Origin of the sequence: Candidatus Sulfurimonas baltica (assembly GCF_015265455.1) — a bacterium.
GTDB lineage: Bacteria > Campylobacterota > Campylobacteria > Campylobacterales > Sulfurimonadaceae > Sulfurimonas > Sulfurimonas baltica.
Genome location: NZ_CP054492.1, coordinates 2,264,878 through 2,278,880, shown reverse-complemented (window position 1 = coordinate 2,278,880; position 14,003 = coordinate 2,264,878). Strand labels below are relative to the sequence as shown.

Sequence of the window (14,003 nt, the reverse complement as noted above, 5' to 3'; positions counted from 1 at the left end):
ATTTCCTTAATTTATTATAGCTCTAAACCAATATTTCCACTATAAACAGGAACTTGCTCATAACTTGCACCCATCTCATATGACTTCTCTTGTACATTTGATTTTACATAATCATATAATCTTTGAGTGTTTGAATTGTTTTCAATCAATCCTCTCATAACATAATAAGAAAAAAGTCTATTGCTCTTTTCATCATATTTATTTGAGTATTGAGTTCCACTTCCTGCACTTATAACAACCATTTTGCTTGTATCAAAAGTCACACTTTTAGGTTTGATTCTTGTAGCAGCAACACCTTTTATAAGTGCTTGATTGTCTGTTCCACCTGAAAAACAGCTATCTATAAAAGCTACAACTTTACTTGCTTTTGAATTACTAAGGCTTTTGTATATGTTTTGGAGTTTAAATCTATCATCTGTTAGATAAGCTGGATTCATATCTTGGGCTAACATATATGGTGCTTTGTCTTGTGTTGGCACTGGAATACCATGCCCGCTGTAATAGAAGTAAACAGTGTCTCCACTTTTAACTCTTCTAAGCATATCTTTCAAGTTATAATCTATTTTGGCACTAGTTGCATTTGTATTAATAAGAGTCCTGATATTCTGCTCAGGTACTCCAAGTCTTTTTTTAATAACTTCCTTGATTTGTTCAGCACTATTTTTTGAATATATAACAGAATCTGTATATTCATAATTTTCTATACCAACTATAAAAAGCCATTTTGTATTATCTACTTTATGAGCTTTTGAATCTTGAAGGAGTGTTATAATATTAGTATTATTTGTGGTTGCTTGAATTGTTACAACTTGTGTTGTTAGAGTGTTTTCTGATTCAAAAACTTGCTTATTTAACTTACTTCTTAAACTTGGAAAAACATTTAATTGAGTTCCAGCAATCATATGAAATTTCCTGCCATCATTACTTATGCCATCTGCAACTAAGTTATTCATACCACTTGGAGAGTACCAATCACCATTAATATTCAAATCATTTATACAATTTAAATAAAATTTACCATCATTGATTGTACCTCCACTCCTATCATTCCCTTTTGTAAAAACACCATTACATTTAAATTGTAAATTATTTTCTTTTCTTAAAGTTATTTTTATAGGGTCATATGGCCATTCTGATGTACCAACAAATATTTCTTTTTCACCAGCAAAACCAGCCACAACATCTGTTTTATAGCTACATCCAGTAAGAATAAAAAAAAATGATAAAAATAAAATAAGTTTTAAAAGCATTTATAGTTTCCTTAATATTAATTATTACTATTTGTTGTATTTTAGCATATTTAACTTAGCAGGACATACTAACACCCCATATAAGACTTAAAAATATCCCATTAGTTTTTTAGCTCTCCTAAGAGTATCTTTAAGAGTATTTCTAAGATACTCTCTTAATTAAATCTCTATTTGGGTTATCTTGTGGATAATATCTATATGTTTCAAATTATGAACATTCCCATGAAACCCTTTATCTCCATTATCTAAACCTACTTGCTTAAGTAACATAATTTCTCCTTCTGATACCTTCTAGCCCCATACCATACCAGCTGATATAGCAATTACAATATACAGCACTACTCCTTTGGCATATTCAAACATAAGTTCCTCTTTTGTATTTTTTAAGAGCCTCTGGTATTTTAATATGGAGAACATGTTGTATCCCCAACGTAAAAACAAACCTAAAGATCCTATAAATAATATAATTCCAGTTAATTCCATTTTCTTATCCTTTTTGTGTTGATTTTCAGCCACAATACTTGCTTTCAAAAGTAAGAATTTATATCTGTAGTGCCGATTGCTTTGTAAAATAACGAATCATGTAGTCCAAGTAAATCATTTGCAACTAGCTTAAATAATGCACTTGGCTTTGTAGTATATAATCTATTATAGGGTTTAACTATCCACTTTTCTGCAACAGCCTTGTCATACATATTGGCTATATTTTCATACATTATTCCTAGAGCATTTGTATTATATATCCCACAATTGTATTTGGAAGCATAGTTTCTTATGGAGGTGTATATAAAATTAAAAAGTTGAGATGTGGAGAAATTGTTATTTAAAATATTCATAAATAATAAGTAAAATTTTGTATCAATATTGCTTTGCAGGATATTGGGTATGTTAAATATCATAGCTTGAGCTGAAAAATATTCAATTGCCTCATATATCTGTATGTCTCTGATAATTCTTAAAGTATCCTCATTAATGCCTATTGCTTTACTTGGAAATATCAAGTTTAAAATCATAAATTCGTCACTGCATATATTTTTAATGTTAAGAGCATATTTTATAAAAGAATTAGAGTTGCTAACTTCAAAAATAATGTTTTCTTCTAGTAAATCTCTTAGAATCTTGGCAGCAAAAGGTGCAGTTGGAGCAAAATTATTTATCATCGCTGTTTTAAGGGTTATGAAGCAATCTTGTGATGGCTGATTAGCCCTTAATAGTGCTCCTAGATAAAGCTTTTCTTTAAGACTTAGTGATTTTATATCTATTGCTTTATCTCGGTCTAGTATATTGTTTTCAAAATTAGATTTATATTTTCTTTCTGCCTTCTTTTTATATGCCTCTTCTTGTTTGTTTAAAACACAATTTTTACATTCACATTTGAATGGACCTTCTATGTGATAACAAGTAGTACAAAAGTATTCTTTTCTGCTTTTGTACTCTTTTGATGGTGGAACAAAAGACATGTTTGATTTGCAATTTTTGCATTTTTTTTCAGAGTCTTTTATTAATGGCAGTGTTGAGCTAAATTTGCATATAGATGTCTTTATACTAAATTCTTCAATAAGCTTATGCACATATTCACCGCTATAATATTTTGAGATTAATTTATTTTTTTCTTCGTCCGATAGGTGACTTGTTTTATACCTGTTCTTCAAATATTTGTGCATCAATACGCCTTCTAATGTGTTATAGCAAGTTGAATAATATCATACATTCAATTATTATCTGCTAACTTCTTATAGCAAGGCGTAAAATGCAAGATATTGATAATTTACCAGACGACCATATAGAGCAATTGCATATACAAATTGGCAAAAATGTAAAAAAGGCGAGGGAAGAAAAAGGTTTAACGCAACTTCAGCTGTCTCAGGCTATAGGGCATAAGTCGGTTACTATCATCTCAAGAGCTGAGATATGCTATAAAGGTCAGCATTTCAACATTGAGCATTTGAGTAAAATCGCTCATATTTTAGAGATTGATATTTGTGAGCTATTAAGTAAGAAATAAACATTTTCAATGATAGTATTCTAAAAGTAATTTTAAGTATTTAAAAGTTAGAACTAGGTATGAGGCTTGAAGGAAAACCATTCGAGCTTATTACACTATCTGCTCATTTTGTAAGCCTCCCCTAAACCCTAACCAGTTTAAACGGAATAATTCTTCTCTAGATTGTACTTATCTAAATATTCAATAGGACTTAATTTATCTAAAATTGAATGTGGTCTATGATTATTGTAATCATAAATCCACTCATCAGCCATAATTTTCACTTCTGTTAATGTATCGAAGAGATAAGCATCAAAAAACTCTCTTCGCATTGATCCATTTAATCTCTCCATTCTAGAGTTCTGTGTTGGTGATCCAGGCTGAATAAATTTAAGCTCAATGGAGTGAATATAGCACCACTGTTCAAGTTTATGAGAAATAAACTCTGGACCATTATCAACTCTAATTGATTGAGGCTTTCCTCTAAATTCTATGGCTCTTTGCAAGGCTTGAATAACTTTATTTGAGGGTAAAGATGTTCCCACCTCAAATTCTATAAACTCACGATTAAATTCATCCATGATATTTAGAACACGATACCGCCGACCATCAAAAAGCTTATTAGACATAAAGTCCATCGACCACTGTTCATTAGGATCAAACAGATCTTGTAAGGGATGTTGAACTCTAGCTGGTATTCTTTTCTTCGTTCTCTTCTTAAAATTCAATCCTAAGGCTTTATAGACACGATACACACGTTTATGATTCCAAATAAAGCCTTGCTTGCGCAATCGATTGAAAAGCAGCCAAAAGCCATTCCTTGGATGCTTCTCAACAAGCTTATTAAGGGCATCTACAACAGTACTATCGTCTTTGATTTTTCTCTCATAGTAATATGATGATTTACTTATTGATAATGTCTTGCAAGCCTGATTGATACTCAAAGAAAAATAAATGTTTATATGTTTAACTAACTCTCTTTCTCATCAGGCTTTAGAGCTTTTTTTCAATAACATCTTTAAGTGCATCATTCATTAATGCCATCTCTGCATAAAGCTTTTTCAGTTTAGCATTCTCTTTTTCAAGCTCTCTCATCTTCTTCACATCACCTGTTTCCATACCACTGTATTTACGCTTCCACTTGTAATAAGTGTCCTTGCTGACACCCTTATCTCTCAAGGTTGCTACAACTGCTGCACCATCTTCAATCTCTTTGAGAATCTCTATAATCTGTTTCTCACTAAACTTACTTCTTCGCATGAATACTCCTGATTTATTTTATCAGAATTATTCCGTTTTATGTAGTACAGTTTTTGGGGAGGCTTACAATTTCATCAAACTTATAGACTTAATTAAAAATTCTATCTCATAGAATACAAATAACTTCAAAACACCTAGCTTACAGCTTCTAGCAGAAACTTTAAGTACTTTCATATAGCTAATCATAGATATTTTTAGCTCATTTTTGGAACAATTAATAATAATTACATGGCTCTGGATGCTGGAGCTAACTTGATAAGCTAGACAATACCTTCAAATAGTGTGTTTACAGAGTTTTCAAAAATAAATTTACAAAGATATAACTCATTTTATATGATTATTTAATCTTGACTTATGTTCCATAACCTACACCTTTGTAAAATCATTTACAATCAGTGTATTTAAATTTAGAAAATATCTCTTTCTTAAACGATTCTAAAATTGCGTTTTTTATCCAAAAGTGTCCGAATCATTTCCGGCATCACTGTCCGATTAGAACCGACACGGGTGTCCGAACTAAAACGGCATCGGTATCCGATTTGCTCCGTTTTTTTGCAATTTGCTAGATTGATGTGGTGGGGGGAGAGTGTTTTTAATAAGCTCTTGAGGCTACAACAAGAGTCATACTAAAATTTTAAAAATCACTATAGAATTTTAGTGCTAATTGTGAAATGTGAGAATGTTTAATTAGTCTTGGTTTAGGGGGTGTTCCACCTCTGTAGAGGGTTGAGCGAGAAATCACTATAGAAAAGTGGGGATTTTCTCGGGGTATAAATTTCTATAGTACTAATGGGATTACAAATAAAATGAACATTCCAAGTGAAATATATTTGAGCCATTCTTTTTTGAGATAAAAATACAAAGAAGCAAAACCAAAAGACCATCCTAAAAAAGCCACTGAGCCAAAATCAGGAGAAGCTAAATCAGGTTTTAATATATTTAAAACTAAACCACCGACAAGCATACCAACAAACAGTGTTACTATAAAAACAACACTCACTAGAATGTAATTTTTGATATTACCTGCGAAACTTCCAGATGACAATACGCTTTTATGAGTACCTTCCTTTGCTTTAGTATTTTGTACTATCATATCTTTAATGTATTCTTCATTGGAGCTGTAAGAGCTTCTTGTTTTTTTGACTGTTTCTTTTTGCTCTTGTTCTGTTGCTTGCTTAGGTTGTTCATTTTTTATATCTATTTCATCTTTAAGTGCTTGTACATGGTACTTTATATAAAGTGATTGTGCTTTGATTTCTGAACCATCTGAGTCAGCTAACGCTTTAGCCCATATGCCAGCTCTTTTATTATCATTTTGTAATTCCAACGCAACCTGCTCATATAGCTTTTCTTCAAGGAGTCTTTCTTCAGACCTTTCTGCAGAACTTTTAAGTTTAAACATGTGAACTCTCCGAACCTAATTTATATTATTTATTGTATCTAAAGATTAACATATTAAAAATAATTTTATATGATGATTTATGTTTTATTTATTATCTATATGACGACTACACTCAAAGATGCAAATATAATTGGCAAAATATTTAGTTAGCATTTGAGCGAAACACTGGCATGTGGAAATTAAACTGTTGTACTTTTATTAATGTTATTCAAATGAAAGTACAGTTGTTATTAAAGCTGTTTAGGGTATTTTTAGTTTAGATGAATATGAAGTGTTATTAGTGTTATAAATCTATTGTCTAAAACCAAACTACCTTTCTAATATATATGACTTTTTAAACCATTAATTAGTGATATTGAAAACTATTTCCGTATGGATGCCTTTTTTGAGAATTTCTTGTACAGATAAATTTTCTATTTCCATTTTCATAAACTCATCAATAGATTGAATTTTATTTTGAGCCATCTCTTTTAATACTAGTCCACGATAAGCCTTTGCCCAATGGCTCACAACCTTATCATCTTTTAAAAATTTTAATGTAACATACTGTGTCCTAGGCTTATAAAATTTATTATAAAATCCTGCTCTTAAATCTAGATATACTTCATCACTCAACATTTCATCTAGGCTTTCAGAGAAATGTTTTTTATAAAAAACTTCTGGTGCAAAATCACCAATTTTTTCACCTTGTTTCAATTTATACTCAGGCAATCCAAAATCGCCCGCCAACATTGGCCCAAATAAGTTTGAAAAAATCACTGTATTTTGATCAATATACTGTTTAGCTGCATCATCTAGCGAACTATATTCTAGATAATCGAAAGCAACTCCATCGTATCTTTCAATAACTTTCATTAGAGGCTGACTATAAATATCTGTTTTATACTTTTCAAACTTTGCAGAGTCTTTTATTCCAAAAAATTTACTAAGTTGCTCATCTGTTACAGAACTTACATATCCTTGATACCTATCTAAAACTTCTTTTCTAAAACCAAATAATTTGGGAAATAAAAAGCATTCACTTTCTATATTTCCTTTAATACCACCGACTTTTTTTGTTTCCGCTGGTGAAAATAATATTTTCATTCATCTTCCTTGTATGTCAATTGTTTTGTGCTACTGCATTCTAATGAGTCAATGACTGCTTTATCAGATAATAGACTTAAAATATTAGATAATTTTTCTTGAGAATACGCATCTTTTTCTAAAAGTAACACTTCATTGTAGACTGGTTTGAACCATTCAAGCATTTCATATTTATCTTTTCCATCTATTTCAGAAAACTTACCATTTCTAGCAGCATATCTAATTAATTTCGTAATTAATGCTTGTGAAGCATCTTGCATACTTTCATGATCAAACTGTTTTAAAGCCAAGCCATCATATACTAGTTTAAGTAAAAAATGGTCACTATTTACAATTGGTGCTCGCCTGTAAAGTGCTTCTTGAGTAATGCCAGTACCAACTGAAGTGGAGGGAGTTTCTATATTTTGTTCATTGTCATCTACTACTCTTATTTCATCCAGAGCTTGAATTAGTTTACCCCAGCCCAACATTTCTTCTAAATCTATTTGCGCAGATATCCTAATGGACTCATTGTTTTCTTGATTACCATTTTCTCGATTTTCAATCACCCTATTTATATGCTTACACAGTTTTTCACTTTGTAAGTTTATTAAAGCAGCAATTTCATGCATATAAGCAGGAGAAGTAATAAAATGAGGGCATAAACTACAACGCATTTCTAAGCCTTGAGGGCATGAAGATGATGTACAAATTCCACCTCTTGGAAAGCGCCAAAATACAGCCTCTATTTTAGAAATATCTTCCATCGTATACAGAGTTAGCTCATCTTTACTTAGATAAGAACCTATCGTAAGAAACTTTCCTTGTTTTAAAAATTCTAATAGTTGCTCAGGATTATTTTCTTGCAACATCTTGTTCGTTACTTTTTTAATATGATTAATTAATTTACTTCCAGCATCTGCTAGTCCTAATCCTCCAAGGTCTATATCTTGCAACTCATTCCATACTCGAATCATCTTATCTGTATCTATTTCAATGTAAACTAATTGAAGAACATTTAAGTCAATATGTCCAGTGAGCAACTTTAATAGTCCTAATGGCATACCTGCATTCGCATATCTAGTTGCCCCTGTATGTCGTAAAGAGTGCAAGTCGTATCTCACATCGAAATTATCCATATAAGCTTGTGATAAATTATCAACTTCTGAAGATTCTTTTGGTAATTCTAAATCAGATTTTTTTGAATAAATTAAAATAATATTTTCCGTATTGCCCTCACTATTTAATTCAATTTGTGCTTTTAACAAAACACGCTTCCAGTAGCTCATATGCTGACCTTCAGTATAAAAGCTAGTTCCTTTGGCATTTGGAAAAAGTGGGACTATACCATTTGGATTTTGTTTATCATATTTAATTGCTTTTTGATTAGGAAAATGCACCTTGGTGTACTCAACAAAATCTTCAATAATTTTCAAATCATCTCCCCAAATATTTGGTGCTATATAAGGAGTCTTTCGTTTTTTATTTTTGTCATGAGTGAAATGATAACCACTAATATTTCCAGATTCATTTTTTACTAAAAATGTATTACGATCTGCGAGCCTAAAGTTAATTCCACGAGCAGGAATATAAAGATGCATTAAAAGAATCAGTGGCTCAAATGGTACGACAACATTATAGTGTTCCCACCAATCAGTATATTTACTATCTATATTTAGTTTTTTATAATATTCACTTTTTGGAGGTCTATTCCTTAAAATATCTTCTATTTTTGCTAATGCGACAAAACTTTTAATAGCTCCTCTCTTTTTAAGAGTATCATTCTTTTCACTTGTATTGTAAAAAACTGGATTATTGTCCTTTAGCTTTCCTAAGGATTTATAGGGGCAATCTCCTGAGAAAGCGACAATCAATGGTGTAAGCTTCCTAGCTTTCGTATTTTGAGAAACTTTTAAATTTTGAATATATTCTTGATATGTAAGGATATTTTCTTCATCTAAATAATCAAAAATTTTATATAAAAAACTTTCTGAAAAAGTCTCATTCTGATAATTTGACTCTAAGAAGTCAAAAAAGTCTGCATATGAACTTGACCAATTTTTATAAACACTTTTTTCTTTTGAATAACCTCCTGACTTATAAACACGATTCATCGCTTGATTAAAAATCTCAACCAACTTTTTATATTTTTCTATTTTTGTATATTTGATATATCTATCTACATATTTAAATCTTGGTTTTTCATCTACAACATTCGCGCCAAGTGTATTTAAAATTTCACTTACACGCTTAAAATCATTTTTATTTCTATTTAACAAGGGTACTAAGTGCTTATATTCTATCTTCTTTACAGAAAAATTTCGAGGTAATGATAAAAGAAAAAATTGAAAAATACGTTTGTATTTGTCATCTTTAATACTTAATCTATTTTCCTGTATTGAATCCATCAAATTTTTGTTAATTGAATTGTCGGATAAGTAATATGGAAGTTCAGACTGTACTTTCCGCTCACTATAACAGACATCAAATACATAAGAAAATGGAAAAATAATTTTATTTTTTGCGTGGAGAAAAAGTAAAAATCCAATGTACATATTTTGCATATGAACACCATATGCCTTATGGCTTGCTTTATTCTTAATTTGTGTTAAAAGCACGATATCAGAAAAATTCATTTTCTTAATATCCAGATCTGTATGAGTTAGAGTTAACAGCTTCTTTTTTTCGGTATCTATTTTAAGTTCATTGGATTCACTCAATAATCCATTTTTAACATTAATTCTTGACTCCGCCAGCCATATAATATAGTCATTGAGATATAACTCCCATTGCTTTGTAAGGTCGGTCTCTAGAGATTTATTAACTATAAACGAATCATCTATGTCATTCACTTTATCTATATTATCAAGTTCTGATACATTATATCTTCTTTTTGTTTCTCTTAGAAAAGCAACTATTTCATCTACATTTTGTTTTATATTTTCATCAATACTGGTATTTTGGCCAACTAATTCAATATCATATTTCTCTTTCAGAAAACTTGCATATTCCCTAATTACTTCAATATTTACAGTTCTAAATCTACTATTAGTGAAACTTCTTATTTCGGCTGCAGTAATACGGTAAACATTTTTTTTAGTGTAATATTTTGCAGCTATGATAATGATTTCTTCATCACTCATTTCCTGTGCTTCAATTCGCTTTGTCGATTTAATATTTTTAATATCTATTTTTTGCTGAATATAATCTATATTATTATCTATGCTCCCTCTAGAAACATTTCCAAATTGCTCAGCATATTTATGAAACTGTGATACATTATTTATTTCTATTTCTATTTCATTTTCATTTTCTAAAATATTTATAATTGTTTTGTCTATAATGTCTTTAACATGGTTTTTTGATTTCGTAGTGTATATATTATTTTCATCTAATAATTTTCGAAATTCTAATCTTGGAATTTCAATTTCAGATATTTTAACTTTATAGTTATCGTACATTTTTTTAATTAATTCACTATTAGTCAATATATCAGCTCCTTGATCAATTAGCTCTTGCAATAGCTGTTTGAAATAAAACTGCTTTTCTTCTGCACTTAAATTAGTAGGGGTAATGTTGTGTTGAATCAATGACTGCCTAATATGAAGTTTGCTAAATTCCGTACTTTTTAAAAATACTCCATATTTTTTAAACCTATCTATTATCTCCTTGTTTGAAACACTTTTATAGCTTTCTTTTTTTAAGTCTATAATTACTTTATCAAGGTATTCTAGCTTTTCTTCCTTGCTAAATCCATGTATTTTCATCACAATCCTAACTCTATCAATAATTTTTTATTTGCCACAATTGAATGATCTATCTCTAGAATTAAATTCCCACCTGAGATATAAGTAACACTCTCTTTGCTCATTATTTCATAAGCTTTTTTCAATAAGTGCTTATAATCAAAATCTTCATTTGTAATTTTTATTACTGGATTTTCAACTGTGATTTTTTCTTTTTTAATAATATCTTTTAATAATTTAACTTCATCACTTTTTTGAGCTAATATAGTTTTACATTTGTGGAGTTCAAAAGCCATATCTCCTTCGGAGAGATGATATTTTTTTTGTTTTTGTTTTAAGATGTTATTTTGTGTCTTATATATTTCAATTATATTTTTCAGATGTAAATTCTTTGAAATTGCAGAAGGCGAAATTGCTGCCTTTAACTTTCTGTCTTCTTCATCAGCTATACTTACCATTACTTCACAAATATTCTTATGCGAAAAGTTTTTATCTGAATCATTTACATAAGATAGTGTCTTTTTTAGTAAAGATTCTGTTTGTTTTGCTTTCTTTTCTCTGTATTCTTTAGAATTATCATTTTGAGATCTTAAGTCACCATTTTTTACCATTTTTTTCTCCTGTTACTTGTAAGTGGTTCATATTCACTGTCTTGCATTGATTCTATGAGTGATTGAACAAACTCCCCAAGTTCAATTTCAACATCCCAGGGACGATTAAAATATATTTCTGTACTTGATAGATTAGAATGTCCCATTGCATTACTAGTGAACCACTTAATATGATGTGCCTTTTCAGGCTGCCCGCTCATAATTAACTTTGCTTCAATAGTTGCCATCACACTTCCGAACATATGCCGTAATGAGTGAATTCCAAGTCCATCCAATCTATATGCATATTCTGGATATTTCTTACTTAAAATTTGAAGATGTTTTTTAAAAGACTTATATACTTCATCGGATGACAATCGTTTGCCTGATGAACGGACAAAAAAGAAAGGATGCCTCGGTTTTCTTAATGATTCAGGTAAAGGAGAGTATTCTACTAATGTATCAAAAAATATTTTTCGATAATTACTGTTTAGCCAAAAAAGCGGCATTCGGCTTTTATAATTAGTTGGTATAGGATATTTGAAATTAAATTTGTTGTGAATTGGATGAGTCTCTATATCTATATTATAAATCTCGTGTAAAAATTGCTTTCTACTCAACCCGTGATAACCCAATTGATTGTTCGATTTTGGGTCAATTAACCAAACATTTTGAGAAGCATAATCGATGTCATAGTAAGTAAGATTAAGACCCTGATTCAATCTAGCTGCACATGTGCCATATAAAAGATATAACAAGCGTTCTCTTGGCTTTGCAAGCAATAATAAATCATCAAATAGTTTAAATGGAAAAGCTTTTATATCGCCTTTGATATTTGTATTCTTTGATGCTAAAACTGAAACATCATCCAATAAAATATTTTGCATGTACTTTGACATTTTCAAACCATAACTAGAGCCTTTATTATACTTGGCTTGTTTGTTGTATGACAGAAAGTTTTTTTCAAGATTATAGTCTTTTGATTTGAAAGTACCCATATATTTAAAAAAAGATTCTACTGCTCTTTTCTCTTTTTCAATTGTTGATGATTGCTTTGGTTTGGACTCAAAAACTAAAACTTCAATATCTTCATTATATTCATAAAGATAAGATATATTCGTAATTTTAAAACCTTCTTCAAGCGCTAATAAATATCTAGCAAAATATAGCTGTAAATCTTCGTCAAATTCAACATCGTTGCTTAAAGACCACAGCCAGAAATGATATAAGGAATTTAATTTATTTTCTATTGTCAACAACGCATTACATTTTATTAACTTCAGATATTTGTAATACTTATTTACACCTTCCAAGTAGTAAACATTCTCATTTATAGCAATACTCATATAGGCAATTTTATTTGTAACTAATAACATTATAACTTCTTAATTCATTTATATATAGTTAAAATATTATCTATTAAAATCTTTCTTTTACCTTAAAGAACTATAATGTATAATTACAGTAAATAAGTTATTTGAGAATTTATTAATTCAATTATTATTTATATATAGTTTGTATCGCCGCCAAGTATGGGGCCATAAAGGTTTGAAAAAATTATTGTGTTTGACTTTGTGTACTCTTGTCCATTCTTATCGAGCGAATCAAAATCAAGATACTCATAAGCTACACCTTGATATCTCTCAACTGCACTCATAAGTGGCGAATTAAATATATCAGTTATGTAAGGTTCACAGTCACTAAACTTTTTAAATCCAAATAGCTCTTTTATGGTTTCTTCATCACCACATTTAAGAATGTTGTTATATTCATGTAAAATATTTTCTCTAGCACTATTTGAACCGAGCAACTCTTTTGCATTTTCTCTGCCTCCGCTTATTTTTCCTTCGGCGGGAGAAAATAATATTTTAAACATGTGTGAGCCCTTTTTTAGATAACTGAATGAAATTTTTTATTATTGTAGCAATATATATAGTATAAAAAGAAAAAAATATGATATTTTGCGACAACTTTATCACAAAAAAGAAAGATACTTTAAATAATAGAAGATATAAAAGCCCTAAAAAAGGGTAGATAGTAATCAGTTTTATGTAAAAAATAAAATATTACGTATTTTTAACAAATTACTCTTGACATTGGATATCTTTTGCACTATAATTCTGGCTCAAATTCGATGCCGACATAGCTCAGTTGGCTAGAGCAGTTGATTTGTAATCAACAGGCCCGGGGTTCGAATCCTCGTGTCGGCACCATTGAATGCGAGAATATTAGAAACAGTGTTAGACCAGAAAAGACATTTATATAATGTAAATGGTGAGATAGTCAAGTGGCCAACGACGGCGGACTGTAAATCCGCTCCCTACGGGTTCAGAGGTTCGACTCCTCTTCTCACCACCATAATCAATGGCACATGCGGGCGTAGCTCAGTTGGCTAGAGCGTCAGCCTTCCAAGCTGAGGGTCGAGGGTTCGAGTCCCTTCACCCGCTCCATTGAACAAAAACTTCTGGAAGCTGAAGTACAATTTCAACAAGAATTACTTCATAAATAATATTTGTATATCAAATATCTATAACAGCTTAAAATCTAATCAAAAAACTAATAATAAAATAAAAATTATGCAATTATTGCTTAACTTAAATATGCTATTTTCATTAAGATGCTCTCGTGGCTCAGGGGTAGAGCACTTCCTTGGTAAGGAAGAGGCCGGCGGTTCAAATCCGCTCGTGAGCTCCATTTAATAAATTT

General features: G+C 30.4%; 10 protein-coding genes, 4 tRNA genes and 1 pseudogene. 5 read left to right on the top strand and 10 right to left on the bottom strand.

Going from position 1 to position 14,003, the window contains the following annotated elements; all coding sequences use genetic code 11:
- Positions 1-14 precede the first annotated feature (14 nt).
- From HUE88_RS11440 to HUE88_RS11430, 3 genes are all read right to left on the bottom strand, one after another.
- The gene (locus HUE88_RS11440; protein WP_194369144.1) at positions 15-1,250 is read right to left on the bottom strand and encodes a caspase family protein; all 1,236 of its coding nucleotides are present in this window, start codon (positions 1,248-1,250) and stop codon (positions 15-17) included.
- A gap of 291 nt (positions 1,251-1,541) precedes the next feature.
- The gene (locus HUE88_RS11435) at positions 1,542-1,781 is read right to left on the bottom strand and encodes a hypothetical protein (RefSeq protein WP_229860078.1); all 240 of its coding nucleotides are present in this window, start codon (positions 1,779-1,781) and stop codon (positions 1,542-1,544) included.
- The gene (locus HUE88_RS11430; protein ID WP_194369140.1) at positions 1,778-2,914 is read right to left on the bottom strand and encodes a hypothetical protein; all 1,137 of its coding nucleotides are present in this window, start codon (positions 2,912-2,914) and stop codon (positions 1,778-1,780) included. The genes HUE88_RS11435 and HUE88_RS11430 overlap by 4 nt, the downstream gene beginning before the upstream one ends.
- An 86-nt stretch (positions 2,915-3,000) precedes the next feature.
- Between HUE88_RS11430 and HUE88_RS11425 the strand changes: the two genes are divergently transcribed.
- Positions 3,001-3,255: a helix-turn-helix domain-containing protein gene (locus tag HUE88_RS11425; protein ID WP_194369138.1), complete on the top strand. Its 255-nt coding sequence runs from the start codon at positions 3,001-3,003 to the stop codon at positions 3,253-3,255.
- A gap of 137 nt (positions 3,256-3,392) precedes the next feature.
- Here HUE88_RS11425 and HUE88_RS11420 read toward each other — a convergent pair.
- The 7 genes and pseudogenes from HUE88_RS11420 to yaaA all read right to left on the bottom strand — a co-directional run bounded on the left by HUE88_RS11420 (position 3,393) and on the right by yaaA (position 13,173).
- Positions 3,393-4,494, bottom strand: a pseudogene (locus HUE88_RS11420) (IS3 family transposase).
- Between the two features lie 778 nt (positions 4,495-5,272).
- Complete coding sequence (locus HUE88_RS11415) at positions 5,273-5,896, bottom strand: hypothetical protein (protein WP_194369136.1); 624 nt, start codon at positions 5,894-5,896, stop codon at positions 5,273-5,275.
- A gap of 342 nt (positions 5,897-6,238) precedes the next feature.
- A complete protein-coding gene (locus HUE88_RS11410; protein ID WP_194369134.1) occupies positions 6,239-6,982 on the bottom strand; it encodes a YaaA family protein in 744 nt (247 codons plus the stop codon).
- A complete protein-coding gene (locus tag HUE88_RS11405; protein ID WP_194369132.1) occupies positions 6,979-10,728 on the bottom strand; it encodes a site-specific integrase in 3,750 nt (1,249 codons plus the stop codon). The genes HUE88_RS11410 and HUE88_RS11405 overlap by 4 nt, the downstream gene beginning before the upstream one ends.
- Positions 10,728-11,318 carry a hypothetical protein gene (locus tag HUE88_RS11400; RefSeq protein WP_194369130.1) on the bottom strand — a complete coding sequence of 197 codons (591 nt, stop codon included), beginning with the start codon at positions 11,316-11,318 and terminating at the stop codon, positions 10,728-10,730. The genes HUE88_RS11405 and HUE88_RS11400 overlap by 1 nt, the downstream gene beginning before the upstream one ends.
- Positions 11,312-12,673, bottom strand: coding sequence for a site-specific integrase (locus HUE88_RS11395; protein WP_194369128.1), 1,362 nt, complete (start codon positions 12,671-12,673; stop codon positions 11,312-11,314). Before HUE88_RS11395 ends, HUE88_RS11400 begins: the two co-directional genes overlap by 7 nt.
- A gap of 128 nt (positions 12,674-12,801) precedes the next feature.
- Positions 12,802-13,173 carry a peroxide stress protein YaaA gene (yaaA, locus tag HUE88_RS11390; RefSeq protein WP_194369126.1) on the bottom strand — a complete coding sequence of 124 codons (372 nt, stop codon included), beginning with the start codon at positions 13,171-13,173 and terminating at the stop codon, positions 12,802-12,804.
- A 260-nt stretch (positions 13,174-13,433) separates the two neighbouring features.
- On the opposite strand from yaaA, the gene HUE88_RS11385 reads away from it, so the two are divergent.
- The 4 genes from HUE88_RS11385 (at position 13,434) to HUE88_RS11370 (ending at position 13,991) form a co-directional block, all read left to right on the top strand.
- Positions 13,434-13,510: transfer RNA gene (locus HUE88_RS11385), tRNA-Thr, on the top strand.
- Positions 13,511-13,570: 60 nt separating this feature from the next.
- Positions 13,571-13,655: transfer RNA gene (locus HUE88_RS11380), tRNA-Tyr, on the top strand.
- Between the two features lie 15 nt (positions 13,656-13,670).
- Positions 13,671-13,747, top strand: a tRNA-Gly gene (locus tag HUE88_RS11375).
- A 169-nt stretch (positions 13,748-13,916) separates the two neighbouring features.
- Positions 13,917-13,991 (top strand) — tRNA-Thr (locus HUE88_RS11370).
- Positions 13,992-14,003 lie beyond the last annotated feature (12 nt).

Excerpts from the sequence above, each read along its gene's own strand:
- HUE88_RS11440 (WP_194369144.1), bottom strand. The coding sequence starts at position 1,250 with ATGCTTTTAAAACTTATTTTATTTTTATCATTTTTTTTTATTCTTACT.
- HUE88_RS11430 (WP_194369140.1), bottom strand. The coding sequence starts at position 2,914 with ATGCACAAATATTTGAAGAACAGGTATAAAACAAGTCACCTATCGGAC.
- HUE88_RS11425 (WP_194369138.1), top strand. The coding sequence starts at position 3,001 with ATGCAAGATATTGATAATTTACCAGACGACCATATAGAGCAATTGCAT.
- HUE88_RS11415 (WP_194369136.1), bottom strand. The coding sequence starts at position 5,896 with ATGTTTAAACTTAAAAGTTCTGCAGAAAGGTCTGAAGAAAGACTCCTT.
- HUE88_RS11410 (WP_194369134.1), bottom strand. The coding sequence starts at position 6,982 with ATGAAAATATTATTTTCACCAGCGGAAACAAAAAAAGTCGGTGGTATT.
- HUE88_RS11405 (WP_194369132.1), bottom strand. The coding sequence starts at position 10,728 with ATGAAAATACATGGATTTAGCAAGGAAGAAAAGCTAGAATACCTTGAT.
- HUE88_RS11400 (WP_194369130.1), bottom strand. The coding sequence starts at position 11,318 with ATGGTAAAAAATGGTGACTTAAGATCTCAAAATGATAATTCTAAAGAA.
- HUE88_RS11395 (WP_194369128.1), bottom strand. The coding sequence starts at position 12,673 with ATGTTATTAGTTACAAATAAAATTGCCTATATGAGTATTGCTATAAAT.
- yaaA (WP_194369126.1), bottom strand. The coding sequence starts at position 13,173 with ATGTTTAAAATATTATTTTCTCCCGCCGAAGGAAAAATAAGCGGAGGC.